24 protein-coding genes and 1 pseudogene are annotated in these 26,209 nt (G+C 64.4%); 18 read left to right on the top strand and 7 right to left on the bottom strand.

What is annotated here, in order from left to right; all coding sequences use genetic code 11:
* Nucleotides 1–2: 2 nt before the first annotated feature.
* The 3 genes from CK222_RS02620 to CK222_RS02605 all read right to left on the bottom strand — a co-directional run bounded on the left by CK222_RS02620 (nucleotide 3) and on the right by CK222_RS02605 (nucleotide 3,148).
* Entirely contained in the window at nucleotides 3–485 is a 483-nt protein-coding gene (locus CK222_RS02620) for a MarR family transcriptional regulator (protein ID WP_067324441.1), read from the bottom strand.
* On the bottom strand, nucleotides 485–2,056 hold the full coding sequence (locus CK222_RS02615; RefSeq protein ID WP_095799293.1) for an NAD(P)/FAD-dependent oxidoreductase: 1,572 nt from the start codon (nucleotides 2,054–2,056) through the stop codon (nucleotides 485–487). Before CK222_RS02615 ends, CK222_RS02620 begins: the two co-directional genes overlap by 1 nt.
* Before the next feature lie 300 nt (nucleotides 2,057–2,356).
* Nucleotides 2,357–3,148 (bottom strand): cyclase family protein, encoded by a 792-nt coding sequence (locus tag CK222_RS02605; protein WP_095799292.1) that lies wholly within the window; start codon nucleotides 3,146–3,148, stop codon nucleotides 2,357–2,359.
* A 118-nt stretch (nucleotides 3,149–3,266) separates the two neighbouring features.
* On the opposite strand from CK222_RS02605, the gene CK222_RS02600 reads away from it, so the two are divergent.
* From CK222_RS02600 to CK222_RS02510, 18 genes and pseudogenes are all read left to right on the top strand, one after another.
* Nucleotides 3,267–4,841: an NAD(P)/FAD-dependent oxidoreductase gene (locus CK222_RS02600; protein ID WP_095799291.1), complete on the top strand. Its 1,575-nt coding sequence runs from the start codon at nucleotides 3,267–3,269 to the stop codon at nucleotides 4,839–4,841.
* Between the two features lie 108 nt (nucleotides 4,842–4,949).
* Nucleotides 4,950–6,476 carry an ABC transporter substrate-binding protein gene (locus tag CK222_RS02595; protein ID WP_095799290.1) on the top strand — a complete coding sequence of 509 codons (1,527 nt, stop codon included), beginning with the start codon at nucleotides 4,950–4,952 and terminating at the stop codon, nucleotides 6,474–6,476.
* A gap of 100 nt (nucleotides 6,477–6,576) precedes the next feature.
* Nucleotides 6,577–7,584, top strand: a complete 1,008-nt coding sequence (locus CK222_RS02590; RefSeq protein ID WP_095799289.1) for an ABC transporter permease — start codon at nucleotides 6,577–6,579, stop codon at nucleotides 7,582–7,584.
* Entirely contained in the window at nucleotides 7,577–8,425 is an 849-nt protein-coding gene (locus CK222_RS02585; RefSeq protein ID WP_095799288.1) for an ABC transporter permease, read from the top strand. The genes CK222_RS02590 and CK222_RS02585 overlap by 8 nt, the downstream gene beginning before the upstream one ends.
* On the top strand, nucleotides 8,422–9,312 hold the full coding sequence (locus CK222_RS02580) for an ABC transporter ATP-binding protein (RefSeq protein ID WP_095799287.1): 891 nt from the start codon (nucleotides 8,422–8,424) through the stop codon (nucleotides 9,310–9,312). Before CK222_RS02585 ends, CK222_RS02580 begins: the two co-directional genes overlap by 4 nt.
* Entirely contained in the window at nucleotides 9,305–10,135 is an 831-nt protein-coding gene (locus tag CK222_RS02575) for an ATP-binding cassette domain-containing protein (RefSeq protein ID WP_095799286.1), read from the top strand. Before CK222_RS02580 ends, CK222_RS02575 begins: the two co-directional genes overlap by 8 nt.
* Before the next feature lie 82 nt (nucleotides 10,136–10,217).
* Nucleotides 10,218–10,817: a VOC family protein gene (locus CK222_RS02570; protein WP_095799285.1), complete on the top strand. Its 600-nt coding sequence runs from the start codon at nucleotides 10,218–10,220 to the stop codon at nucleotides 10,815–10,817.
* 189 nt (nucleotides 10,818–11,006) lie between these two features.
* Nucleotides 11,007–13,301: a bifunctional salicylyl-CoA 5-hydroxylase/oxidoreductase gene (locus CK222_RS02565; RefSeq protein WP_095799284.1), complete on the top strand. Its 2,295-nt coding sequence runs from the start codon at nucleotides 11,007–11,009 to the stop codon at nucleotides 13,299–13,301.
* Between the two features lie 169 nt (nucleotides 13,302–13,470).
* A complete protein-coding gene (locus CK222_RS02560) occupies nucleotides 13,471–14,229 on the top strand; it encodes an SDR family NAD(P)-dependent oxidoreductase (RefSeq protein WP_095799283.1) in 759 nt (252 codons plus the stop codon).
* Nucleotides 14,223–14,687: a MarR family transcriptional regulator gene (locus tag CK222_RS02555; RefSeq protein ID WP_067324419.1), complete on the top strand. Its 465-nt coding sequence runs from the start codon at nucleotides 14,223–14,225 to the stop codon at nucleotides 14,685–14,687. The genes CK222_RS02560 and CK222_RS02555 overlap by 7 nt, the downstream gene beginning before the upstream one ends.
* The gene (locus CK222_RS02550; protein WP_067324417.1) at nucleotides 14,684–15,496 is read left to right on the top strand and encodes an enoyl-CoA hydratase family protein; all 813 of its coding nucleotides are present in this window, start codon (nucleotides 14,684–14,686) and stop codon (nucleotides 15,494–15,496) included. Before CK222_RS02555 ends, CK222_RS02550 begins: the two co-directional genes overlap by 4 nt.
* 231 nt (nucleotides 15,497–15,727) lie before the next feature.
* Nucleotides 15,728–16,876, top strand: coding sequence for an acyl-CoA dehydrogenase family protein (locus tag CK222_RS02540; RefSeq protein ID WP_095799282.1), 1,149 nt, complete (start codon nucleotides 15,728–15,730; stop codon nucleotides 16,874–16,876).
* 42 nt (nucleotides 16,877–16,918) lie between these two features.
* Nucleotides 16,919–17,314: a RidA family protein gene (locus CK222_RS02535; protein ID WP_067324413.1), complete on the top strand. Its 396-nt coding sequence runs from the start codon at nucleotides 16,919–16,921 to the stop codon at nucleotides 17,312–17,314.
* Nucleotides 17,315–17,545: 231 nt separating this feature from the next.
* The gene (locus CK222_RS02530; RefSeq protein ID WP_095799477.1) at nucleotides 17,546–18,274 is read left to right on the top strand and encodes a GntR family transcriptional regulator; all 729 of its coding nucleotides are present in this window, start codon (nucleotides 17,546–17,548) and stop codon (nucleotides 18,272–18,274) included.
* Between the two features lie 160 nt (nucleotides 18,275–18,434).
* Nucleotides 18,435–19,574 (top strand): aminotransferase class V-fold PLP-dependent enzyme, encoded by a 1,140-nt coding sequence (locus CK222_RS02525; protein WP_095799281.1) that lies wholly within the window; start codon nucleotides 18,435–18,437, stop codon nucleotides 19,572–19,574.
* 83 nt (nucleotides 19,575–19,657) lie between these two features.
* On the top strand, nucleotides 19,658–20,443 hold the full coding sequence (locus CK222_RS02520; RefSeq protein WP_067003647.1) for an ABC transporter substrate-binding protein: 786 nt from the start codon (nucleotides 19,658–19,660) through the stop codon (nucleotides 20,441–20,443).
* Nucleotides 20,444–20,551: 108 nt separating this feature from the next.
* A pseudogene (locus CK222_RS02515) lies at nucleotides 20,552–21,227 on the top strand (amino acid ABC transporter permease).
* A 39-nt stretch (nucleotides 21,228–21,266) separates the two neighbouring features.
* Nucleotides 21,267–22,547 (top strand): cysteine desulfurase-like protein, encoded by a 1,281-nt coding sequence (locus tag CK222_RS02510; RefSeq protein WP_095799280.1) that lies wholly within the window; start codon nucleotides 21,267–21,269, stop codon nucleotides 22,545–22,547.
* Between the two features lie 23 nt (nucleotides 22,548–22,570).
* On the opposite strand, the gene CK222_RS02505 is transcribed toward CK222_RS02510, so the two are convergent.
* From CK222_RS02505 to CK222_RS02490, 4 genes are read right to left on the bottom strand one after another with little or no spacing between them, the layout of a single operon-like run.
* A complete protein-coding gene (locus CK222_RS02505) occupies nucleotides 22,571–23,395 on the bottom strand; it encodes a dipeptide ABC transporter ATP-binding protein (RefSeq protein ID WP_095799476.1) in 825 nt (274 codons plus the stop codon).
* Nucleotides 23,396–23,408: 13 nt separating this feature from the next.
* A complete protein-coding gene (locus CK222_RS02500) occupies nucleotides 23,409–24,260 on the bottom strand; it encodes an ABC transporter ATP-binding protein (RefSeq protein WP_082953860.1) in 852 nt (283 codons plus the stop codon).
* Nucleotides 24,260–25,144: an ABC transporter permease subunit gene (locus CK222_RS02495; protein WP_245322339.1), complete on the bottom strand. Its 885-nt coding sequence runs from the start codon at nucleotides 25,142–25,144 to the stop codon at nucleotides 24,260–24,262. The genes CK222_RS02500 and CK222_RS02495 overlap by 1 nt, the downstream gene beginning before the upstream one ends.
* Before the next feature lie 26 nt (nucleotides 25,145–25,170).
* Complete coding sequence (locus CK222_RS02490) at nucleotides 25,171–26,178, bottom strand: ABC transporter permease subunit (protein ID WP_067003640.1); 1,008 nt, start codon at nucleotides 26,176–26,178, stop codon at nucleotides 25,171–25,173.
* Nucleotides 26,179–26,209 lie beyond the last annotated feature (31 nt).

The following is a 26,209-nucleotide window of genomic DNA, read 5'->3' as shown; positions in this document are numbered from 1 at the left end:
ACTCAAATGTCGTGCTTGCGGATGTTCTTCAGCATCTTCTGCAGAATCGCGATCAGCGCGGCATATTCGGCATCGTCAACGCCGTCGAACATCGCTTCGAAGGCATCATGCATGGCCGGCCAGGCGCGGGTGAAAAGCGCCCGGCCGTCATCGGTCAGGAACACATGGCGGAAGCGGCTGTCGGCGACCCCCTGCTCGCGCCGCACGAGGCCCTGGCCTTCCAGCGCGTCGAGCGTGCGACTCAAGGTCGATTGCTCGATCACCGTATAGACCGAGAGGTCGTTGACGGTGATGCCGTCGGTGACCGAGAGCACGGCCAACGTGCGCACCTGCGGAATGGTCAGGCCCTGCTTGCGAAAGTCTTCTCGCAGGGTGGCGTTGTAGCGGCCCATGATGCGGTTCATCAAATAGGGCGCGAATTGCTGCAGGCCGATCTGGCCGAGGGTCGAGATGCGCTGGCGCTTTTCCGGAAGCTTCTGTTCCATCAGAGCCTCTCCGCCAGCAGGAAGCCGGAGCCGCCGCCGAGCCCCGCGCCCGGATGCGTCGAGGCGCCGATATGGTAGAGGCCGTTAATGCCGGTCTCGTGATTGCGGCTGGCCTTGAACGGCCGCCACAGGAAGGACTGGTCGATGGTGGACGAGCCGCCATAGGGATCGCCGCCGACCAGATTGATGTTTATCGCTTCGAGATCGGCCGGCGAATAGGCGCGGCGCGCGATGATGGCGTCGCGAAAACCATCGATGTGATGAGCGAGGATCGCCTCGACGCGGTCGGCGTAGGCCTCGCGCAGCGCCTCGGTCCAGCGGCCATCGGCTGGAGTCTCGAGCTTGCCGGCGGCATCGCCCTTGATGTGGCGCGGCGTTTCCGGAAGCTGCAGCCACAGGATTGCCTTGCCCTGCGGACACCGCGACGGATCGAGCGCGTGGGGCTGGCCGACGCAGATCGTCGGCACTTCCGGCAACAGGCCGCGCACCGCTTCGTTGCAGGCTTTCGACACACCATCGAGTCCCGGCGTCAGATGCAGCAGCGCCACCTTGCCGAGGCCCTCGCCGCGCCAGGCCGGCGGCTTGTTCAGCGCGTAGTGGAGCTGGAAGTTGCCCTTGCCGTAGCGGTAGGACTGCGTGGCCTTGGTTGCTGCGTCGGGCGCATCGTTGCCGAGCAGACGGCCATAGAGCTGCGTCGGCGTGACCGAGCAGATGATGCCCTTTGTCGCCGTCAGCGTCTCGCCGGAGGCGAGCCGCACCCCGGTGGCACGGCCGCCGGTCTGGACGATCGAGGCGACGTCGGCGTTGACGCGGATTTCGCCGCCGCGCTCCTTGATCAACGCCTCGAAGGCGGCGAGCAGGTTCTTCGCCCCTCCCTTGACGATCGGTGCGCCGGCCGCCTCCAGCGCGAAGGCGATGACCTTGGCGATCTGGCCGGAGAAGGCGTCTTCCGGCCCAAGCCCGGCATGCAGCACCCAGGGCGCCCAGAGCGCGCGGACGGCATCGGACTTGTACGCGGTCTCCAGCCAGCCCCGCGCCGGCACCAGCGCCTCGCCCAGGACGGCGGCAAGCTCGCGCGGACCGCGCCGCCACGCCTCGCGGGCCATGAGCTTCGTCGTCGGATAGGACCAGAGCGCGCCACCGAGCAGGCCGAAGAGCAGTCCGGCATTGCGTTCGATGTCGCCGACATCGCCGCCATGACGGTCGCCATCGCCGGAGGCAAATGCGTTCAGCGCCGCGATATTGGCGGCCCGGTCGGTGGTGAGCACGGCATGGCTGCCATCGGGCCGAAGCACGCCGGTGGGTGTGGTCGTGTGACAGAATTCCAGCCCGTGCCGCGCAAGATCCTTGCCGAGCGCGGCATAGGCCGGCGAGGTGATGAAGAGGACGAAGGTCGTCGCCATCACGTCATGGACGAAGCCGGGCGCCGTGATCTCATCGGTGCGCATGCAGCCGCCGATGCGGTCGTTGCGTTCGAGCACGAGCACCTTGGCGCCCTTGGCGCCAAGCATCGCCGCGCAGACCAGGGCGTTGATGCCGCTGCCGACGATGATGTGATCGGCAGCGGTCATTGCGCACTCGCAATCGAGAAGTGAACGTCAATCGCACTAAGGCGCGTTCCTTCGCGCCCCCCTCTGTCCTGCCGGACATCTCCCCCACTTGGGGGGAGATTGGCAGTTTCGGCGCCCTGCTCAATCCTACGACGTCGGAGATTGGCGAAAGCGGAGGTGACGTGCAATCTCCCCCCTTGTGGGGGAGATGTCCGGCAGGACAGAGGGGGGCGCCGTAGAGCGCCAGCGTCGCTCCGATCCCACCTCTCCACTACTCCATTGCGCGCGAGCATGATCTTCTCCCGAAGACCGCCACCTCGCCTATTGGCCCGGCACCAGCGCCAGGGCGCGGATCGGGCTGCCGGTGCCGTGCTCGATCTTGAGCGGGGCGGCGATCAGGATCGCGCCTTTCGGCGGCAGTTGGTCGAGGTTGCAGAGGCTGGCCAGCCCATAGCGGTTGGCTTTGTGCATCAGCGTGTGCGCCGGGAAAGGCGGCTCCATGCCGCCGGCCTTGCCGGCATCGGTGCCGATCGTCTCCGAGCCCCAGCCCTTGATGTCCTTGCTGATCAGGAACTGGATGGCTTCCGCCGTCGGGCCGGGCGTGTGCGGGCCGGTCTCGTTGGCATTGAGGAACTCGGCTTCCGAACCGTTGCGCTTGTACCAGTCGGTGCGCATCACCACCCATTCGCCGGCATTGATGGCGCCGTGCTCGGCCTCCCACGCCTTGATGTGGTCGACGGTGAGAAGGAAATCGTGATCGGCGGCGGCTTCCACTGAACAGTCGATGACATTGACCGGACCGACGAAATTCTGCGCCGGAATGGTGTCGGTGGCGCCGTCTGGATAGTCCTTGCCGGTGATCCAGTGCTGCGGCGCGTCGAAATGCGTGCCCGAATGCTCGCCGAGCTTCAGCCAGTTCCAGGCCCACCACGGACCGTTCTTGTCATACTTTGAAATGGGGTGGATCTCGACCTTCGGCGTGTCGACGGCGAGTTCCGGCGGCAGCTTGATCAGCGGCGTGTTGGGTCCGAGCGGCGCCGACAGGTCGACCACCCTGATGGCGCCCGAAAGCAGCTGGCCGGCGACCTCGCCGAGGAGTTTCTGCGTGTCCATTGTCTTCGTTCCCTCTTGTTCGTGCTCATCGAGGCTCGTTGCGGCCCTTAATATCCTACTAGACGAAAACATATGCATCTGCAATTATCTTTAAGCATAAAGCATTTTGGGGCAGGGCGTGAGCGAGTTCGACGCCATCTTTGTCGGTGCGGGCCACAACAGTCTGGCCTGCGCCGCGCATCTGTCGCTCAAAGGCTGGAAAACCGCGGTTTTCGAGCGCAACGCAACTATCGGCGGCGCGGTCCGGACCGCGGAATACACGCTTCCCGGTTTCAGGCACGACTTCGGCGCGATGAACCTGAGCCTGTTCGCTGGCTCTCCCTTCCATCGGAAATATGCAAATGAATTGAAAAGCCATGGGCTGGAATTCGCGCCCGTCGCCGATTGTTTCGCCAGCGCTTTCCCGGATGGAAGATGGTTTGGCGTCAGCAACGATCTCGAGAAGACGACATCGCGGCTCGCCACCTTCTCCGCGGCCGATGCCGCTACATGGCGCCGGCTGGTCGAGGCCTTTCCAGGCGAGGCGGAGCATCTGTTCCCGCTGCTCGGATCGCCGATGAACCCGCGGGCGCTTGCCGGCACGGCCTGGAATCTTTGGCGCAAGAAAGGCATTGGCGGTGCGCTCGATACCGGCCGCTTGTTGCTGTCTTCCCCCCGCGCGTGGCTCGAGGACAATTTCGAGACGCCGCACGTGCAAACCACGCTCGCCGCCTGGGGCATGCATCTCGACTTCGCGCCCGACATCGCCGGCGGCGCCGTGTTCCCTTATCTGGAATCAATGGCCAACCAGAGTTTTGGCATGGTGCTCGGCAAGGGCGGCGCCGACACCATCATCCGCGCGCTTGTCGGCATGGTCAAAGCGGCCGGCGGCAAGATCATGGCCGGCGCGGAGGTGGCGGAGATCACCGTCGCCGGCGGCCGCGCGACCGGCGTGCGGCTCGCCTCCGGCGATTTCCATGTCGCCAGCAAGGCCGTCATTGCCGGCGTCGCGCCCAAGGCGCTGACTGGCAAGCTGTTGCCGAACGGATCCGGCGATGCCGGCTTTGACGCGGCGATGAAAAAGTTCCGCCATGCGCCGGGCACGATGATGATCCATCTGGCACTGGACGATCTGCCGGACTGGAGCGCCGGCGCCGAGCTTCGCCACTTCGCCTATGTGCATCTGGCGCCGTCGCTCGATGCCATGTCGCGCACCTATCAGCAGGCGATTGCCGGCGTGCTGCCCGATCAGCCGGTGCTCGTCGTCGGACAGCCGACCGCCGTCGATCCCTCGCGGGCGCCAGAAGGCAAGCACGTGCTCTGGGTCCAGGTGCGCATGCTGCCGGCGGAAATCCTTGGCGATGCCGCCGGCAAGATCGCGCCCGGTTCCTGGGACGCGGTCAAGGACGCCTATGCCGAGCGCGTGCTCGACATCATCGAGAGCTACGCGCCTGGTTTGCGCCAGAAGATCCTCGGGCGCGCGATCTTCTCGCCGCTCGACCTCGAACGCGAGAATCCGAACCTCGTCGGCGGCGACCAGATTTGCGGCAGCCACCATTTGGCGCAGAATTTTCTCTTCCGTCCGGCGCGCGGCTTCGCGCGCTGGAACACGCCGGTGTCAAACCTCTACCTCACCGGCGCCGCGACATGGCCCGGCGCCGGCACCGGTGCCGGATCCGGCTTCATGTTGGCGCAACAACTGGGAGGACACTAGCAGCAGAATTCCAGGATGGACAAGGCGCGGTTGCCCACCAGACCTTCCGAATGAACAACGCCGCGCGGACAATGAGTCAAAAACCGACAACCAACAAGGGGAACGACCATGACCATCAACAGACGCGATTTGCTTGGATTTGGCGCGGCAGCGCTTGGCGCGGCGACACTCGGACTGCCGAAGGCAGCCAAGGCGGCGGACGAGCTCACCATTGCCTACAACGTCAACCTGCCATCCTGGGACCCGACGACCGGGCCTTCGGCGGTGAACCCGACCATCCAAGGCCTCTACCAGTCGGTGTTCGACCAGTTCATCCCGCAGAAGCCGGACCTCTCCTTCACACCCGGCCTGCTCACCGAATGGGGTTGGAACGACGATCGCAGCAAGGTGACGATGACGGTCCGCGACGGCGTGAAATGGCATGACGGCTCGCCCTTCACCGCCGAGGACGTTGTCTGGTCGCTGCAGCGGGCGGGCGACGAGAAGACCGGCAACCCGATCCAGTTCGTCTGGAAGAACGTCAACAACTTCAAGATCGACGGAAACAAGATCACCGGCGACGTCGTGCAGTTCGATCCGGTCTATTTCAAATGGATGTCGTTCCTGACCGGCTACATCATGCCGAAGGCCTATTACGAGAAGGTGGGCGCGGAAGGCTTCGAGAAGGCGCCGATCGGCACCGGGCCCTATATGGTCGACAAATTCGAGCGCAACGCCTTCCTGCGGCTGAAGGCCAATCTGAATTACTGGGGTGCCAAGCCAGCCTTCGAGAATGTGACGATCAAGTTCGTCACCGACGCGGCAAGCCGCGTCGCCGAGGTCGAATCCGGCTCTTCGCAGGTGACGCTCGAAATCCCCTATGAAGAATATGACCGGCTGATCGCCAAGGACGGACTCGCCGGCTCGATCAAGAATGTCTCCGACATCGGCATGATCTTCTTCAACGACATCGAGGCGATGCTCGACAAGAACGTCCGCCAGGCGGCTGTGATGGCAGTGGACAAGGAGCTCTTGGTCAAGCGGCTGCTGCGCGGCTACGGCCAGCCGATCGCCACGCTGGAGACGCCGGAATACACGGCCTTCGACGCGTCGATCAAAGTCGAGCACAATCCGGAAAAGGCCAAGGAACTGCTCGCCGCTTCAGGCTATTCGCCCAAGAAGCCGGTCAAGTTCACCATCCAAACGACCAAGGGCTTCAAGCCCAAGGATTATGAGATCATCCAGGCGATCGTCGGCATGTGGCGCAAGGTCGGCATCGAGGCCAATATCGAGGTCTACGAGATCGCCAAGCATTACGAGCTGCGGGCCGCCGACAAGCTGGCGCCGGCCGCCTTCTACAACTGGGGCAATGCGATCGGCGATCCGACCACCTCGACCGGCTTTGCCATGTATGGTCCGAGCCCGCATTCGGTGTGGGACAGCCAGGACCTGATCGACATGATCAATCCGCTGTGGGGCGAGAAGGACGAGGCCAAGCGCATCTCCGGCTGGAAGGCCGTCGACAAATACATCGCCGAGCAGGCCTATGTGCTGCCGCTGATGCAGTATGCTCAGCCGATCGTGCACTCGAAGAAGGTCAATGTCGTGCAGCATGTATCGGGCGCGCTGCTGCCGGCGCTGATGACCCCGGCCTGACGACATCTGGGAAGCTGCGCTGGCGCAGCGCACCTTCTCCAACGACGCAGGCCCCCTCATCCGGCCGGGTGAGGGGCCGAATGCATTAGGCTCAGCGAGCATGCTGCTGCAGAGATTTCTTGTTCGTCTGATGACGATGCTGGTCACGCTGTTCGGCGTCGCCGTCGTCGTCTTCGTCGTCATCCGCGTGGCGCCCGGCGACCCGATTGCGATGATGCTGCCGCCCGGCGCCAGCAATGACGACATAGCGCGTCTGCGCTCGCTCTATGGGCTGGACAAGAGCATTGTGCAGCAGTTCTTCATCTGGCTCGCGGGCGTGCTGCATGGCGATTTCGGCACTTCGATCTCGCTGCGCCAGGATGTGCTCGGCCTCGTCTTCAACCGGCTGCCGGCGACGTTGGAATTGGCAACCGTCGCGCTGCTGATGGCGGTGGCGATCGGCGTCTCCGCTGCGATCCTCGGTGCGCGTTCGCGCGGCACGGCGGTCGAGGCCGGCATCGACATCGCCAGCGGCGCGACGCTCTCCATCCCCGATTTCCTGTGGGGCCTGGTGCTGATCCTGCTGTTCGGCGTGCTCATCCCGGTGTTCGACATTTCGGGGCGAGTGTCGCCGCAGCTCGATTTGCCCTTCGTCACCCAGTTCTATCTGGCCGAGAGCCTGCTTCGGCTCCGCTTCGATCTCACCTGGGATCTGCTCAAGCACATGCTGATGCCGGCGATCGCGCTGGCGCTGCCGCTGGCGGCGATCATCGCGCAACTCCTGAAACAGTCGCTGAAGGAAGTGCTCGACCTCGACTATGTCGTGCTCGCGCGGGTCAAAGGCTTTTCCGAAACGCAGGTTATCCTGCGCGAGGCGTTGAAGAACGCGGCGCTGCCAACGCTGACGCTGGTGGGCGTGCAGTTCACCTTCCTGATCGGCGGCACGGTCATCGTCGAGCGGCTGTTCTCCTATGAGGGTCTCGGCAATATGGCGATCGATGCCGTCATCAACCGCGACCTGCCGTTGATCCAGGGCATCGTGCTGGTCTTCGCGCTGCTCTTCGTGCTGATCAACCTTGGCGTCGACATGATGTATGCGCTGCTCAATCCGAGGCTGCGTCATGGATGAGGCGCGCATTTTGCGACGGGGCCTCAGCCCGCGGCTATGGCTGGCCGGCGGCTGGCTTCTGCTGGCGCTGCTTGCGGCCATCTTCGCGCCGCTGATCGCACCGCAAGATCCGCTGGCGCAGGACCTGATGCTCGAGCGTCTGCCGCCCTTCTGGCTCGACGGCGCCGAGCCCGGCTATTGGCTGGGCACCGACAGCTTGGGCCGGGATCTCCTGTCACGGCTGATCTTCGGCGGCCGCATCGCCTTCATCGTCGCCTTCGCCGCGGCGGCGTCCGCCTGCCTCATCGGCTCGGCGCTCGGGCTGATCGCCGGCTATTTCGGCGGCTGGGCCGACCGCGTCATCTCGCGCATCGTCGATGTCTGGATGGCGTTCCCGCCGGTGCTGTTCGCGATCCTCCTGGTCGCGGTGCTGGGCACCGGCTTGAGCTCCGTCATCATCGCCATCGCCGTCATCGACTGGACGCGCTTCTGCCGCGTGATCCGCGCCGAGGCGATGGGTCAGGCGCGCATGGACTATGTCGAGAGCGCGCGCATCGCCGGCTATGGCCGCATCGGCATCATGCTGCGCGAAGTGCTGCCCAATGTGCTGCCGTCGGTGGTGGCGCTCTTGTCGCTTGAGATGGGCATCGCCGTCATCGTCGAGGCAATCCTCTCCTTCGTCAATCTGTCGATCTCGAGCGACGATCCGACCTGGGGCGGCATCATCGCCGAGGGCCGGCTGTCGATCCACCAGGCCTGGTGGGTGCTGGTGTTCCCGCTGATCACATTGATCCTCACCGTGCTGTCCTTCAGCCAGTTCGGCGAAGGATTGAAGGCGCGATTCGATCCGGTGCTGCGATGAGCGCCAATATGGAACCATGCCTCGAAATCCGCTCCTTGAGCGCCGTGCTGTCCAACGGCCAGCGCGTGCTGCGCTCGGTGTCGCTCACCGTGCAGCCGGGCGAAGTCCGCGCGCTGGTCGGCGAGAGCGGCGCCGGCAAGACGATGATCGGCAAGGCGGTGCTCGGCGTGCTGCCGAAAAGCGTGCGCATCGTCGAGGGCGAGCTGCTGATCGAGGGCGAGGATCTCGGCCGCCTCGATGCGAAGGCGCGGCGGACGCTGATCGGCGCGCATACCGCGCTGATCCCACAGGACCCGCTCACCGCGCTCAACCCGTCGCGCCGCATCGGCCCGCAGATGACCGACCGGCTGGTGCGCATCCTCGGCTGGAGCGGCGAGAAGGCAGACAAGCGTATCCGGCAGTTGCTCCACGAGGTGCAGATCCGCGAGCCCGAGCGTGTTCTGAAATGCTATCCGCACGAACTCTCCGGCGGTATGCGCCAGCGCGTGCTGATCGCGGCCGCCTTCGCCGCCGAGCCCAGGCTGATCGTCGCCGACGAGCCGACGACGGCGCTGGACGTGACCGTGCAGAAGCAGATCCTGCGCCTCATCGCGCAATTGCAGCGCAACCACGGCACGGCGCTTCTGTTCGTCACGCACGATCTCGGTGTCGTCGCCAAGATCAGCCAGAAAGTGTCGGTGCTCTATGCCGGCAAGGTGGTCGAAGAAGCCGCGACCCCCGACCTGTTCGCATCGCCGCAACACCCCTACACGCGGGCGCTGATCGCGGCGACGCCGCGCTATACCGATCCCTACGCATCGCTGATGCCGGTGAACGAAACCGTGCTGGCTGGGCTCGCGGACGAGGTCGCGGGCGCCGACAGGGCGTGGAGGCCAAGCCATGGCTGAGCCGCTGTTTTCCGTCCGCGGACTGAAGGTGGCGCTGCCCGACATGACGCGCAAGCCGCTGATCGGCCGGGCGCCACTGGCCGAGATCCTCAAAGGACTGGACTTCGACCTGCCCAAGGGATCGGTGACCGGCATCGTCGGCGAATCCGGTTCCGGCAAGTCGACGCTCGGCCGCGCGCTGGTGCGGCTGATCGAGCCGAGCGCCGGCTCGATCAGCTTCGAAGGGCGAGACATCGGCCATCTTTCGGAAGCGGAGCTCAGACCGCTGCGTCGCGACCTACAGATGATCTTCCAGGACCCGATGTCGTCGCTCAACCCGCGGCACACCATCTTCAGCATCATCGCGGCACCCTTGAGGCAGAACGGGCTTGGCGACCGGCTGAAGGAGCGCGTGGCGGAAGCCCTGCAGCGTGTGGGCCTGCGGCAGAGTTTTGCCGGCCGCTACCGCCACGAGCTGTCCGGCGGGCAACGCCAGCGCGTCGGCATCGCACGGGCGCTGGCGCTGTCGCCGAAATTCGTTTTGGCCGACGAGATCGTCTCCGGCCTCGACGTCTCGACGCAGGCACAGATCCTGACGCTGCTGGAAAAGCTCGCGGCCGAGATGGGGCTGACGGTCGCCTTCATCAGCCATGATCTGTCGGTGATCCGGCGGCTCTGCCGGCAAGTCATCGTCATGCGCGAGGGAAGGATCGTCGAAGCCAGCGCAACCGACGCGCTCTTCGACAATCCGAAGGAGACTTACACGCGCGACCTGCTCGCTGCCATCCCGCTGCCTGAGATCGATGCGGACTGGCTGCAGCCGCCTGCAAAGGCACCGGCATGAGAAAGGCAAACCTTGTCCGCACACCGAACAGCGGGCCTCGGATGTGCATGGGAGCAAAGTCAGCCCGCCAAAGGAGGGTGACATGAAATACGCCACAAGCGGCGCAATGGTCGGCGCAATCCTGTTCGGTTCAATGGGAATGGCTTCGGCCGACTCGATCCCCGGCATGCGCGGCCACGACCATACCGGCGTCACCGTGCCCGACATGAAGCAGGCCGTCGACTTCTTCACCAATGTGGTCGGTTGCAAGAAGGCGATGTCCTTCGGCCCGTTCGCCGACGACAAGGGCACCTTCATGCAGGACCTGCTCGGCGTCGATCCAAAAGCGGTAATCGAGGAGATCACCCTGGTGCGCTGCGGCTATGGATCGAACATCGAATTGTTCAAATACACCGCGCCCGACCAGAAGGACCTGACGCCGAAGAACAGCGACATCGGCGGCTTCCATATCGCCTTCTATGTCGACGATGTCGCCGCTGCGAAGGCCTATCTCGACGCCAAGGGCGTGAAGACCAGGATGGGTCCTCTGCCGGTCAAAGAAGGACCGGCCGCCGGTCAAACCATCCTCTACTTCCAGGCGCCCTGGGGACTGCAGCTGGAAGCGATCAGCTATCCCGACGGCATGGCTTACGAGAAAGGCGCCGAGACGGTGCTGTGGAGTCCCAAAGATCCAGCCAAGTGAGCTGATCGCGCCGCAATTGTTCAATTATGAAACTTTAAGCTTGAAATAATTGCCGGCAGGCGCGATATTGATGTTGGAACCGCCGCCCCCCCCCCGGCGGTCCCTGATGCCCTTTGAGCGTTTGACGCAATCCGGACGGGAAACCACTGCGCACTTTTCCTGGAATTGCTCTAGAGGAGATCGCAAGACATGAAGGTTGCGGTTCTCGGCGGCGGACCGGCCGGCCTCTATTTTGCCATCTCGCTGAAGCTGCGCGACGCCGCGCATGACGTGACGGTCTACGAGCGCAACCGCCCCGACGATACGTTCGGCTGGGGTGTGGTGCTGTCGGCCGAAACGCTGGAGAACCTGACCAGGAACGACCCTGTCAGCGCGGTCTGGATCAGGAAGCATTTTGCCTACTGGGACGACATCGCCGTCATCCATGACGGCGTGCGCACGGTGTCGACAGGCCACGGCTTCTGCGGCATCGGCCGCAAGCGGCTTTTAATCCTGCTCCAGCGCAGAGCCCGCGAGCTCGGCATCAAGATGATGTTCGAGACCGAGATTTCCGATCCTAAGCCGTACATGGAAACGCACGACCTTGTCGTTGCGGCCGACGGATTGAACTCGAAGTCGCGCGCCACCTTCGCCAACGTCTTCAAGCCCGACATCGACACGCGCAAATGCAAGTTCGTGTGGCTCGGCACCACGCAGAAATTCGACGACGCGTTCACCTTCATCTTCGAAAAAACTGAGCACGGCTGGGTGTGGGCGCATGCCTACCAGTTCGACAGCGAGACCGCGACCTTCATCGTCGAATGCAGCGAACAGACCTGGGCTGCCTTCGGTTTCGGCGCGATGACGCAGCAGGAATCGATCGCGGTCTGCGAGCGCATTTTCGAAAAGCATCTGGGCGGCCATCCGCTGATGACCAATGCCAACCACATCAGAGGTTCGGCCTGGATCAACTTCCCGCGCGTGCTTTGCGAGCGCTGGTCTTACAAAAATCTGGCGCTGATGGGCGACGCGGCGGCATCGGCGCATTTCTCGATCGGATCCGGCACGAAGCTGGCCCTGGAGAGCGCCGTCGCGCTCGCCGACTATGTCGAGTCCGAGTCCGACCTCGAAGCGGCCTTCCGCAAATACGAAGATGCTCGCCGCACCGAGGTGCTGAAACTGCAATCGGCGGCGCGCAACTCGCTCGAATGGTTCGAGGAAGTCGAACGTTATCTCGGGTTGGATCCAGTTCAATTCAACTATTCGCTGCTCACCCGCTCGCAGCGCATCAGCCACGAGAACCTTCGTCTGCGCGATGCCGACTGGCTGGCGGGCGCGGAGGAATGGTTCCAGCGCAAGGCCGGCGCCGGCGGCAACATGCTGCGCCGCGCGCCGATGTTCGCGCCATTCAGACTGCGCGAGATGGCGCTCACGAACCGCATCGTCGTCTCGCCGATGGCCCAGTACAAGGCGGTCGACGGCTGCCCGACCGACTGGCATTTCGCCCACTATGCCGAGCGCGCCAAGGGCGGGGCCGGGCTCGTTTATATCGAGATGACTTGCGTCAGCCCGGAGGGACGCATCACCCCTGGCTGCACCGGCTTCTACAAGCCCGAGCATGAGGTCGCCTGGAAGCGGCTGGTCGATTTCGTCCACGCCGAGACCGAAGCCAAGATCTGCGCCCAGATCGGCCATTCAGGCCCGAAGGGCTCGACCCGCCTCGGCTGGGAAGGAACGGACGAGCCGCTGCCCTCCGGCAACTGGCCGGTGATAGCGCCTTCAGCCGTGCCGTGGTCGCCACAGAATCAGGTGCCGAAGGCGATGAACCGCGCCGACATGGACCTTGTGCGCGACCAGTTCGTCGCCTCGGCGGAGATGGCCGTGCGCTGCGGCTTCGACATGCTGGAGATCCATGCCGCGCATGGCTATCTGCTCTCCGCCTTCATCACGCCGCTGACCAACAGGCGCACCGACGACTATGGCGGCTCGCTGGAGAACCGCATGCGCTATCCGCTGGAGATCTTCCACGCGGTGCGCGCCGTGTGGCCGGCCGAAAAGCCTATCTCGGTGCGCATCTCGGCCAATGACTGGGTAGGGATCGAAGGCGTCACGCCGGCCGATGCGGTCGAGATCGCCAAGCTTCTGCATCAAACCGGCGTCGATCTCTGCGACGTCTCGGCCGGCCAGACCACAATCGCCGCCAAGCCGGTCTATGGCCGCATGTTCCAGACGCCGTTCTCCGACCGCATCCGGAACGAGGTCGGCATGGCGACGATGGCGGTCGGCAACATCTACGAGCCGGACCACGCCAACTCGATCCTGATGGCAGGACGCGCCGATCTGGTGGCGCTGGCCAGGCCGCATCTCAGCGATCCCTATTGGACGCTGCATGCGGCGGTCACCCTCGGCGATCGCGGCGTCAAATGGCCGGATCCTTATCTGCGCGGACGCGACCAGATCTACCGGCTGGCCGAACGCGAAGCGGCGGCAGGGCTGAAGGTATGAGCGCATTTATGTTTTCACGTCGGCGCCGCCCCTCATCCGCCTGCCGGCACCTTCTCCCCGTGAAGGACGGGGAGAAGGCACAAGCTCAAACGCTGGCGGCCCCCTCTCCCCGTCCTTCACGGGGAGAGGGTAAGGGTGAGTGGCAGCGCCTTGCCTGGAGGATTGGCGCATGATCACCGGCAAGCATGCCCTGGTCACCGGCGGCGGCTCCGGCGTCGGCCGTGCGATCGCACTGGCGCTGGCGGAAGCCGGCGTCGAGGTCACCATCTGCGGCCGCCGTAAGGCCGTGCTGAATGAAGTCGCGAAGGAAAACGCCCGCATCTTCGGCATCGCCGCCGATGTCACCGACGAAGCCGACCTGACGGCGCTGTACGAGAAGGCCGAGGCGGCGCGCGGTCCCTTCGAGATCGTCGTCGCCAATGCCGGGATGGCTGCCAGCGCGCCGGCGCACAAGACCTCGCTCGCCGATTGGCAGCGCACGCTCGACGTCAACCTCACCGGCGCTTTCCTGACCGTGAAGCCGGCGCTTGCCGGCATACTGGCGCGAAAGTCAGGCCGTATCGTTTTCATTGCCTCGACCGCCGGACTGAAGGGCTACGCGTATGTCGCGCCCTACGTAGCGGCCAAGCATGGCGTCGTCGGGCTGATGCGGGCGCTCGCAGCCGAGACCGCCAAGTCCGGCATCACCGTCAACGCCATCTGCCCGGGCTTCGTCGAAACCGACATGCTGGAGGAATCCATCCAGCGCATCGTCGAGAAGACCGGCCGTTCCGCCGATGAGGCACGCGCGAGCCTTTCGGCTGCGAACCCGCAGGCGCGTTTCATCCAGCCGGAAGAGGTCGCCGCGGCGGTGCTCTGGCTCTGCGGCGATGCGGCGCGGTCGATCACAGGACAGGCGATCTCGGTCTCGGGAGGCGAGACATGGTAGCGGGACCGACGTCTATCGGGCCGGGCAAGGACAGGCTGCGGCTGTGGATCCGCCTGCTGCGTGCTTCGCGCACGATCGAGGCCGAGCTGCGCGAGCGGCTGAAGAAGGAGTTCGACACCACGCTGCCGCGCTTCGACGTCATGGCGGCGCTCTACCGCTCGCCGGAGGGCATGCTGATGAGCGACCTGTCGCGATTCCTGTTGGTGTCGAACGGCAATATCACCGGCATCGTCGACCGGCTGGTCTCCGAAGGGCTGGTGACGCGCGCGCGCCGCAACGGCGACCGCCGCACCTCGATGGTGCGGCTGACCGAAGAAGGTTCGAAGTCTTTCGCGGCAATCGCCGCGGCGCATGAGAACTGGGTCGGCGAGCTCCTCGGCACTGTCAGCGAGGACGAAGCGCGCCGGCTGACCGGCATGCTGAAATCGTTCCGCAGCAATTGGGAGGGACGCGAATGAGCGCCATGGCAAAGCTCAAGCCGAAGCACTTCCTCTGGGAGGTGGAAGGCAGGGTCGCGAAGGTCCGGCTCGACCGGCCGGAGCGCAAGAACCCGCTGACCTTCGACAGTTATGCGGAGCTGCGCGACACTTTTCGCGATCTCGCTTACGCCGATGATGTCGATGCCGTGGCGTTCCTGCCCAACGGCGGCAATTTCTGCTCGGGCGGCGATGTCCACGACATCATCGGACCCCTGGTCAAGATGGACATGAAGGCGCTGCTCTCCTTCACGCGCATGACCGGCGACTTCGTCAAGGCCATGCTGAATTGCGGCAAGCCGATCATCGCGGCGGTGGATGGCGTCGCCGTCGGCGCCGGCGCGATCATCGCCATGGCCTCCGACATCCGCATCGCGACGCCGGAAGCAAAGACCGCCTTCCTGTTTACCCGCGTCGGCCTCGCCGGGTGCGACATGGGCGCCTGCGCGATCTTGCCCCGCATCATCGGCCAGGGCCGCGCCGCCGAGCTGCTTTACACCGGCCGCACCATGAGCGCGGCCGAAGGCGAGCGTTGGGGCTTCTACAATCGGCTGGTCGATGCAGCGGCGCTCGAGGCCGACGCGCTCGAGATGGCAGCGCGGATCGTCTCCGGCCCGACCTTCGCGCATTGCATCACCAAGACGCAGTTGAACCAGGAATGGTCGATGGGTCTCGACCAGGCGATCGAGGCGGAAGCGCAGGCACAGGCGATCTGCATGCAGACCGGCGATTTCGAGCGCGCCTACAAGGCGTTCGTGGCCAAGGAAAAGCCGGTGTTCGAGGGGAAATGAGGATGGCTCTTTTAACGGAGACGTTTGCGGGACAGCGCCCCCCTCTGTCCTGCCGGACATCTCCCCCACAAGGGGGGAGATCAGCTGTCGTCTCTGCCTTCGCCAATCGCCAAGGTCGCAAGAATGAGCGGGGCGCCAAAACTGCCAATCTCCCCCTTTGTGGGGGAGATGTCCGGCAGGACGGAGGGGGGCGCCATAGAGCAGAGGCCTTGAAGAGTAGCGGAGGCACCGATGCCTGACCGTTCCTTCCTTAACTGGCCCTTCTTTGAAAGCCGCCATCGCGAACTTGCCGAAAATCTCGACGCCTGGTGCGCCAAGAACCTGCCCGTCGATCACCACGATGTCGACGCGGCCTGCCGCAATCTCGTCTCCATGCTCGGCCGCGACGGCTGGCTGAAGCCGACGGCGCTCGATCCCGACAAGCCGGAGCCGCTCGACGTGCGCACGCTCTGCATCACCCGCGAGACGCTGGCGCGCCATGACGGGCTCGCCGACTTCGCCTTCGCCATGCAGGGCCTTGGCACCGGCGCGATCTCGCTGTTCGGCACACCGGAGCAGCAGCGCTGGCTGGAAAAGACGCGGGCGGGCCAGGCGATCGCAGCCTTTGCGCTGTCGGAGCCGCGCTCGGGATCGGATGTCGCCAACATGGAGATGGCGGCTGTCCGCGACGGCGACTTCTATGTGCTTTCGGGCGAGAAGACCTGGATCTCCAATGGCGGCATTGCCGAAGTATACATTGTTTTCGCCCGCACCGGCGAGGCGCCCGGCGCCAAGGGAATTTCCGCTTTGATCGTGCCTGCGGACACCAAAAGCGTTGGCATCGCCGAACGATTGGAAGTTATCGCCCCGCATCCACTCGCGCGGCTTTCCTTCGACAATGTGCGCGTTCCGGCTTCCGCCCTGATCGGCAAACCCGGCGACGGTTTTCGGATCGCCATGTCGGTGCTCGACGTCTTCCGCTCGACGGTGGGTGCCGCGGCGCTCGGCTTTGCTCGAAGAGCGTTGGACGAAAGCATCAAAAGGGTGTCCGAGCGAAAACTGTTCGGCGCGCCGATGGCCGAACTGCAGATGGTGCAGGGCCACATCGCCGACATGGCGCTGGATGTCGACGCCGCCGCCCTGCTCGTCTATCGCGCCGCCTGGACCAAGGATATGGGCGCCGCCCGCGTCACTCGCGAGGCGGCAATGGCCAAGCTGTTCTCCACGGACAAGGCGCAGGAAGTGATCGACAAGGCGGTGCAACTGCATGGCGGCGACGGCGTGCGCAAGGGCCACATCGTCGAGAGCCTCTATCGCGAGATACGCGCGCTGCGCATCTATGAGGGCGCTTCCGACGTGCAGAAAGTGGTGATCGCCAGGCAAGTGATGGGAGCGGCGTGAGATCATGCTTGCGGACCGCATTTCACTTAAGGGAGGCTAGACATGCACACGATCCTGCAGCCGGAAGGCTGGGCCAAACCGATCGGCTATGCCAACGGCGTTGCCGCGCGTGGCCGGCTGGTCTTCATCGGCGGCCAGGTCGGCTGGAATGCCGAGTGCCGGTTCGAGACCGACGATTTCGTCGATCAGGTGCGCCAGACCCTCACCAATGTCGTCGCCGTTCTCGCCGAGGCCGGCGGGGAGCCGCAGCACATCACCTCGATGACCTGGTATTTTACCGACAAGGCCGAGTACCTCGCCAACCTCAAAGGGATCGGCGAAGTCTACCGCGCCGTCATCGGCCGGCATTTTCCGGCGATGGCCGCCATGCAGGTGGTGGCGCTGGTCGAGGACCGGGCGAAGGTGGAGATACAGGCAATCGCAATTATTCCGGAGTGAGTCGGAGGCGCTACTGGCTTCTATTTCGCAATGGCCTGAAGCGGCGAAGGCGGCTACTCCGACTCGGCGCTGACGCTCGAGGGATCGTGTCTGCCTTCCGTGCGTCAGCCTTGCCGTGACAGTACGGCAAGGGCCGCTTGGCTGCCGCCACAATCTGTGATCAGATGATCATACCCGCGTCGGGCAGATATTCGCACATAAACTTTGCCGGCACCCAAGGAAAGCAAAAGCGTGGCTCTGGGCTTCGAACCAGTATCGGGACGCATTACTGTCCAGGACGGCGTCTACCAGCAACTTCGCCATGCCCTGATGGTCGGCAGCTTCGATCCCGGGCAGGTGCTGACCATCGCCTCGCTGGCGGAGGCTTTCGGCACCTCAAACATGCCGGTGCGCGAGGCGTTGCGGCGGCTGGCGGCGGAGAACGCGCTGGAAATCTCGCAGAACGGCTCAGCCTGCGTGCCGGTGGTGACGCGGGCGCGGCTCGACGACCTCTGCCGGGCCCGGCTCGCCGTCGAGGGGCTGGCCGCCGAGCTTGGCGCGCCGCGCCTGACCGCAGCCGAGATCGGCTTGCTGCAAAGGGTTACTGACGACCAGCGGGCGATCGGCCGCGACGGCAGCATCTACGAGCTGATCGCCAAGAACCAGCAGTTCCACTTCACCATATACCGCGCCTCCGGCTCCGATGTGCTGTTTCAGCTGATCGAGACGCTGTGGCTGCGCTTCGGTCCGTACATGCGGCTGTTGTCCAACTATGTCGCGCCGCTGATGCGCGCCGGCACCATGGAGCCTTCGGGCCGGCACGCCGCGATCATAGCGGCCATCAAGGACAAGGATTTCACCCGCGCACGCGACGAGGTGGTGGCCGATATCACGGCGACACAAGCGACTTTGCGGGCGATCTGTCCTGACGTGCCGGGGCCTAGACCGGTCGATTTTGGCGCTTTCGGAAGGGCGCCTTGATATGCGGCCGCCGCAGAGTGGCTTCGAAGCCGCCTGGGCCAAGCTCCTGGACCAAGAGAACAGCCGGATTTTGAGGCGCTGACCCCGCATTTCTTCAGCCGCGGCGCATTGATCCCTGTCCGTATTTGTGATCACATGATCACAGGGAGCGAGACAGCGAATGTCCGGCTATTTTCTCTATCATTCGATCGGCACCTTCCCCGGCAAGGCCGAGCGAATGGCCGCCTCGCTGACGGATTTCTCGAACATCTGGTCGGCGGAAGACGACGGTCAGTGGCCTGCCGCGCTTGCGGCGCGGCAACGCTTCATCGATGCCTGGAGGCGGCTGATCGAGGCGCCGCAAGGCACGCTGACCACGGCCGAGAATGTCACCGCTGCGCTCTATAGCCTGATCGGTGGCTTGCCGACGGAGCGGCTGGCGGGAAAGCGGCTGCTGGTCGCCGCCGACTGTTTTCCGAGCCTGCATTTCCTGCTGGCGGGCTTGGGAGAGCGTTTCGGCTTCACCCTCGACACCGTCCCATTGCGGCCTGGCGAGACCTGGGTTCGCGACCAGGATTTCATCGAGCGCTGGCAGGCGGATGTCGGGCTCGCGCTCATTACCTTCGTCACCTCGACGGCCTCGCACCGCTGCGATGTCGGCCGCCTCGCCGCGCATGGCCGCGCCGTGGGCAGCGTAGTCGGCGTTGATGTCACACAAGGCATCGGCGTGGCGCCGTTTTCGGTTGCCGCGACGCCGGTCGATTTCGTCGTCTCGACTTCGCTCAAATGGCTGTGTGGATCCTCCGGCGCCGGCATTTTGCAGGTCGCGCCTGACCTTCTGGCGTCCTGCCGGCCGGAGTTGCGGGGCTGGTTCAGTCAGCCGAACCCGTTCTCCTGGGACCTCGACGCTTTCACTTACACCGACGATGCGCGCCGCTTCGATCATGGCACGCCGGCGATCCTGGCAAGCGTCGCCTCGCTGCCCGGGCTGGAGTGGGTGGAACAGACCGGCATCGACATCATCCGCGCGCAGAATGCCGGGCTCGTCGAGCGTATCATCGGCGCCGCGCTGGAGAATGGCTGGGAGATCCGCTCGCCGCTCGATGCCAGTGAACGCGGCGGCAGCGTGATGCTCGGCCTGCCGCAAGGCACCGAGCCGGCGAAGATCATAGCTGCGCTTCGCGACGAGCGGCTTTACTGCGATGCGCGCGGCAGAACGCTGCGGCTGTCTCCCGGCATCGTCACCACAGAGACGGCGGTCGACGCGCTGATCGCGCAACTCACGAAGCATATCGGTTCGCGGCGACGCCGCGCGTCGTGAAATTCAGGTACGCCTCGCCTGCGGCGCCCGGGAGTTTGGCGCCGGAAAGGGGCGGATCAGGAACCGAACCAGAGGGAAGCAAGATGTTGAAACGTCTAGGACTGATTGGGATGGCCGTCGCTGCCGGCCTCGCCTTTGCGGCGCCCGCCTTCGCCGACAAGATCATGGTGGGCGCCTATCCAGCCAACCCGCCATGGGAATACAAGACCGATTCGGGTGCCTTCGAGGGGTTTGAGATCGACGTCGCCAATGATGTCGCCAAGCGCATCGGCGCAGAGGTCGAGTTCCAGGACCTCGGCTTCCAGGCGCTGTTCGCAGCGACCGCTTCGGGCCGCATCGACTTTGCCGTGTCCTCGATCTCGGTCACCAAGGAGCGGCTGCAGAACCAGGGCTTCACGCAAGCCTATTACGACAGCGACGGTACCATCGTCGGCAAGGCGGATTCCGCCATCAAATCGCTCGACGATCTGAAGGGCAAGACCATCGGGGTCATCGCCGGCTCGACAGGCGAAGCCTACATGAAGGAGAACGCCGCCAAGCTCGGCGTTGCAGAGACCAAGAGCTACAACGCCCAGCAGGACCTTCTGCTCGACGTGCAGAACGGCCGCATCGACGGCGGCGCGGGCGAGCTCGCCGGCTTCCTGTTCGCCATCAAGCAGATGCCAGCGCTAAAGATCCTGGTGCGCATCCCGACCGGCGAGCGCTTCGCCATGATGACCAAGAAGGGCCATCCGCTGCTTGAAAAAGTCAACGACGCCATCAGCGAAATGAAGAAGGATGGCACCATGGCCGCGATCCACAAGAAGTGGTTCGGCGTCGATCCGGAAGCCGGCACCAGCACGGTGACGCCTGGCCCGATCCCGCAATAAGCCGGCTAATCAGAAATTCCGACGAGAGCGGCAGCAAGAGTTGGCGCTCTCGCTTCGATCATTTGGGTCTCGCCCAACACGGCGAACCTTGTCTCACGGTGAGCGCCGATGGAACTGATCGACACCTTCTTCAACTGGGGCATCCTGGTCCGATCGTTTCCGATCCTGATCCGCGGTCTTGGCAACACCATTCTGCTCGGCTGCGCGGCGATCATCTTCGGCACGATCGGCGGGCTGGCGATCTGCCTGGTGCGGCTCTACGCGCCGAAGCCGCTCAGGGCGGCTGGCGACGCTCTATATCGACATGTTCCGCGCGCTTCCGATCCTGGTGGTGCTGATCCTGATCTACTACGCCCTGCCCTTCATCGGCATCCGCCTGTCGTCCTTCGTCTCGGCAGCACTTGCGCTGTCACTGGTGTTGGCGGCCTTCACGGCGGAAGTCTGCCGCGCCGGCATCGAGAACATTCCGAAGGGCCAGTTCGAGGCGGCGTCGGCGCTCGGCCTGCCCTTTTGGGTCGCCATGCGCAAGGTGATCCTGCCGCAAGCGATCCGTGTCGTCATTCCGCCGCTCACCAGCAACTGCGTCTCGGTGTTCAAGGACACCGCGCTCGCCTCGGTGGTGGCGATGCCGGACCTCTTGAAGCAGGCGACCGACGCGCAGGCGCTGATGGCCAATCCGACGCCGCTGATCGGCGCGGCGATCATCTATCTCGCCTTCCTGTGGCCGCTGGTGCGGCTGGTCGGCTACCTCGAAGAGCGCGGCAAAGCTCGGTCCGCGCACTGATCCCCTTAGAATGACCTCGATTAGCTGAAGGAGACTCCCGTGAACCAGCACCATGTTTCGAAGGCGCAGGAGAGCGCCGCTTCGTTCCCGGTCGAGAAGATCCGCGCCATGTTCCCGGCGCTCCGGCAGGCCGGCGACTTCATCTTCATGGACAACGCCGCCGGTGCGCAGATCCCGCAAAGCGTGCTCGACGCGGTGACCAGCCATCTGGTGGCGCACAACGTGCAGCGCGGCGGCCGCTACGGCCGCAGCGTCACCGTCGACCAGTCCGTCGCCGAAGCGCGTGAGAGTGTGGCGCTCCTGATCAACGCCTACAGCCCGTCCGAAATCTGCTTCGGCATGAACGCCACCTCGTTCATCCGCCTTGTCAGCCTCGGCATCGGCCAGATGCTTTCGGAACGCGACGAGATCGTCGTCACCGACATGGACCATGACGCCAACATCGCCACGTGGTTGGCGCTGGAGCAGGCCGGCGCCAGGTTCAAATGGTGGCGCATGCGCGAGGACGGCAATCTGCATGTCGACGACCTCAAGCCGCTGATGTCGGACCGCACCCGGCTCGTCGCCTGCACGGTGACCGCGCACTCGATCGGCTCGATTGTCGATGTCGCTTCGGTCGCCAAGATCGCGCATGCGGCAGGCGCGGAAGTGTTCCTCGACTGCGTGCACTACGGGCCGCACGGGCTGATCGACGTGCAGGCCTGGGACTGCGACTATCTCGTCTGCTCAGGCTACAAGAATTTCTCGCCGCATATGGGTTTTCTCTGGGGCCGCTTCGAAACGCTGAAGCGGCTGCCGACCTTCCGCGAGGACTTCATCCCGGATGAGCCGCCCTACAAGGTCGAGGCCGGCACCTTCATCTACGAGAATGTCTCCGGCATCGACGCAGCGGTGCGCTACCTGGAGTCGATCGGCCGCAATTTCTTGGCCGAGAACAACCGCTCGCGCCGCGACAACATCGCCGCCGGCATGAACGCCATCCGCGAGTACGAGCTGACGCTGGCGCGCGAGATGATGAAGGTGCTGAAGGCCTGCGGCGCGACAATTTACGGCGTCGCCGACGAGGCGTGTATCCATGAGCGCGTGCCGACCTTCTGCTTCAACATCGGCACACTGTCGCCGCAAAGGATCGTCGAGGAGATGGCGGCCTTGCAGATCGGCATCCGCGACGGCCATATGTACGCGCCACGGCTGATGAAGCGGCTGAACCTGTCGATGGACAGCGGCGCGATCCGCGCCTCGCTGGTGCACTACAACACGGTCGAGGAAGTGCACCGCTTCGGTGAAGCGCTGCGGGCGATCATTGCGAAGCTGGCGTGACGCCCGGACGTCTGGTTCGAGCCTTACGCCGCCTTCTTCGCCAGCCTTGCCTTGATGCTTGCCACGTCGGCGCGCGGCGTCGCGGCGAAGAGCGTCTTGGTGTAGCTGTGCTTGGGGTCCGAGAAGACCTCGTCGCGCGAGCCGTATTCGACCGCCTCGCCGAAATACATCACCATGACGTCGTCGGCGATGTAGCGCACCACCGACAGATCGTGGCTGATGAACACATAGGTCAGCTTGAACTCGTCCTGCAGGTCGGCGAGCAGGTTGAGCACCTGCGCCTGCACCGAAAGATCGAGCGCCGAGACCGGCTCGTCCAGCACCAGCAGGCTCGGGTTCAGCATCAGTGCGCGGGCAATGGCGATGCGCTGGCGCTGACCGCCGGAGAACATATGCGGATAGCGGTTGTAGTGCTCGGGGCCGAGGCCGACCTTCTTCAGCATGTTCATCGCCAGGTCGCGACGTTCCTCGGCCGGCTTGTCGGTATTGATCAGCAGCGGCTCGCCGAGCACGTCGCCGATCTTTTGACGCGGGTTGAGCGACCCGTAGGGATTCTGGAAGACGATCTGCACCTTGCGGCGCATTTCCTTGGTCAATCCGTCCTTGGCGATGTCGACCTTGTTGCCGTCGATGAACAAATCGCCGGCAGTCGCAGGATCGATCAGCGTGATGATGCGAGCGAGCGTGGACTTGCCGCAGCCGCTTTCGCCAACGATGGCGAGCGTCTTGCCCTTATCGACGCTGAAGGAGACGCCCTTCACCGCATGCACCGTGCGCGCGGGGCGGAACAGGCCGCCGCCGACATGGTAGTCGCGTTTGATGTTCTTGCCTTCGACAACCTTGGTCATGCGCCGGCTCCGGTCATGCACTGGCTTCTGGGGGCGCCGGCTCGAACAGCATGTCGGAGACGGTCGGCAGCCGGTCGCCGACGGCGTTCTCCGGCAGCGCAGACAGCAGCGCGCGCGTATAGTTGCTCTTGGGGTTCTCGAACAGCGACAGCACGTCGGCCTCTTCCATCTTGCGGCCCTTGTATTGGACGATGACGCGATCGGCGGTCTCGGCGACCACGCCCATATTGTGGGTGATCATGATCAGCCCCATGCCGTATTTGGCCTGCAGCGACACAAGCAGATCGAGAATCTGCTTCTGGATGGTGACGTCGAGCGCGGTGGTCGGCTCGTCGGCGATCAGCAGCTTCGGATTGCAGGCAATGGCCATGGCGATCATGACGCGCTGGCATTGGCCGCCCGACATCTGGTGCGGGAAGGAGTTGAGCCGCTCGGCCGGCTCCGGAATGCCGACCTGCTTCAACAACTCGATGGCGCGCGCCCGGCGCTGTGCGCGATCCATGCCGAGATGGAAGCGCAGCACTTCCTCGATCTGAAAGCCGACGGTGAAGCAAGGGTTGAGACTGGCGATCGGCTCCTGGAAGATCATGGCAATGTCCTTGCCGATGATCTTGCGGCGCTCGGCCGGACCCATCTTGAGGAGATCGCGGCCGCCGAACGTCATGCGGTCGGCGGTGACAGTGGCGGTCCAGGGCAGCAATCCCATAACCGCCAGCATCGACACCGACTTGCCGGAGCCGGATTCGCCGACGATGGCGAGCACCTCGCGCTCGTCGACACGGAGCGAGACGCCGTCAACGGCGCGGAACGGGCCGGAGGCGGTCTGGAACTCGACGACGAGGTTCTGGATGTCGAGCAATGCCATCACGACCTCCTGAGCTTCGGATCGAGCGCGTCGCGCAGGCCGTCGCCGATCAGGTTGATGGCGAGCACCGTGATAAGTATGGCAAGGCCGGGGAAAGTCACCACCCACCAGGCGCGCAGGATGAATTCGCGCGCCGAGGCCAGCATGGTGCCCCATTCCGGTGTCGGCGGCTGAGCGCCGAGGCCAAGGAAGCCAAGCGCTGCGGCTTCCAGGATGGCGTTCGAGAAGGACAGCGTGCCCTGGACGATCAGCGGCGCCAGGCAGTTCGGCAGGATGGTCTTGAGCATCAGCCTCAGGTGCCCGGCGCCGGCGACCTTGGCAGCCACGACATATTCGCGGCTCTTCTCGGCCATCACGGCAGCGCGCACCAGGCGGGCGAAATGCGGCTGCAGGACGAGCGAGATCGCCAGCATCGCATTGAACAGGCCGGGCCCGAGAATGGTGACCAGCACCAGCGCCAAAAGCAGCGACGGGAAGGCCAGGATGAGGTCCATGACGCGCATGATCGCGACGTCGACCCAGCCGCGGAAATAGCCTGCCAGCAAGCCGAGCGTGATGCCGCCGACGAGGGCCAGCGTAACGACGACGGCGCCGATGAGCAGCGAGAAACGCGCGCCATAGAGCAGGCGCGAGAGGATGTCGCGACCGACCGGATCGGTGCCGAGGATATATTGCGAACTGCCGCCCGCCTGCCAGGCCGGCGGCCTGAGGAAGGCGGTCTTGTCCTGCACGTCGGGCGCATAGGGCGCGAGCAACGGCGCAAAGAGCGCCGCCAGCACCAGCAGGATGAAGACGACCAGGCCGATGACGGCGCCGCGGTTCACTGAGAAATAGTGCCAGAAGGTCTTGAAGCCGGTCAGCCGGTCCGGGCTGCCGGCGGCCATCGGGGCGATTTCGGTCGATTGGCTCATCACGCCGCCCTGATGCGCGGGTTGATGACGGCATAAAGCACGTCGACGATGAGGTTAACGGCCATGACGATGAGTGCGATCAAAAGCAGACCTGACTGCACGACGACATAGTCGCGCTTGAAGATGGAATCGACCATCCACTTGCCGATGCCCGGCCAGGCGAAGATGGTTTCGGTGAGGATAGCGCCGGCAAGCAGCGTGCCGACCTGCAGGCCGATCGTGGTGACGACCGGGATCAGGGCGTTGCGAAGTGCGTGCGCACCGATGACGCGGGCGGCGGAAAGGCCTTTGGCGCGGGCGGTGCGGACATAGTCTTCACCGAGCACCTCAAGCATGGCCGAACGGGTCTGGCGCGCGATCACCGCCAGCGGAATCGTGCCGAGCACGATCGCCGGCAGGATGAGATGGCTGAGCGCCGAGCGCAGCGCGTCCCATTTGCCGTAGAGAATGCTGTCGATGGTCATGAAACCGGTGATCGGCTTCAGGAAGAACTGCAGACCCATGCGGCCCGACACCGGCGTCCAGCCGAGATAGCCGGAAAAGAAGATGATGAGCAGCAGGCCCCACCAGAAGATCGGCATGGAATAGCCGACCAGCGCGGTGCCCATCAACGACTGATCGAACCATGAGCCGCGTTTGACGGCCGCGAATATGCCGGCCGGGATGCCGATCGCCATGGCGAAGATCATGGCGAAGAAGGACAATTCCAGCGTCGCCGGGAAGAGCGTCTTGAACTCCTGGAGCACCGGGCGCTTGGAGGAAATCGAGACGCCGAAATCGCCGGTCGCGACCTCGCCGACATAGCGCGCATACTGCTCCCAGACCGGAAGATTGTAGCCGAACTGTTCCTTGAGCTCTTCGTAGCGGGCGGGGGTGACGCCATGCTCGCCGGCCATGGCCAGGATCGGATCGCCGGGCAGCAGCCGGACAAAGGCGAAGGCGCAGATGGTGATGCCGACGAGCGTCGGGATCAGAAGTGCGATTTTGTTGAGGAGATATCTGAGCATCGTGAAATGGAATGGGGCGGCGACAATTCGC

Origin of the sequence: Mesorhizobium sp. WSM3866, from assembly GCF_002294795.1 — a bacterium.
In the GTDB taxonomy this organism is placed as follows: Bacteria; Pseudomonadota; Alphaproteobacteria; order Rhizobiales; family Rhizobiaceae; genus Mesorhizobium.
This window is presented reverse-complemented; position numbering and strand designations above follow the sequence as displayed.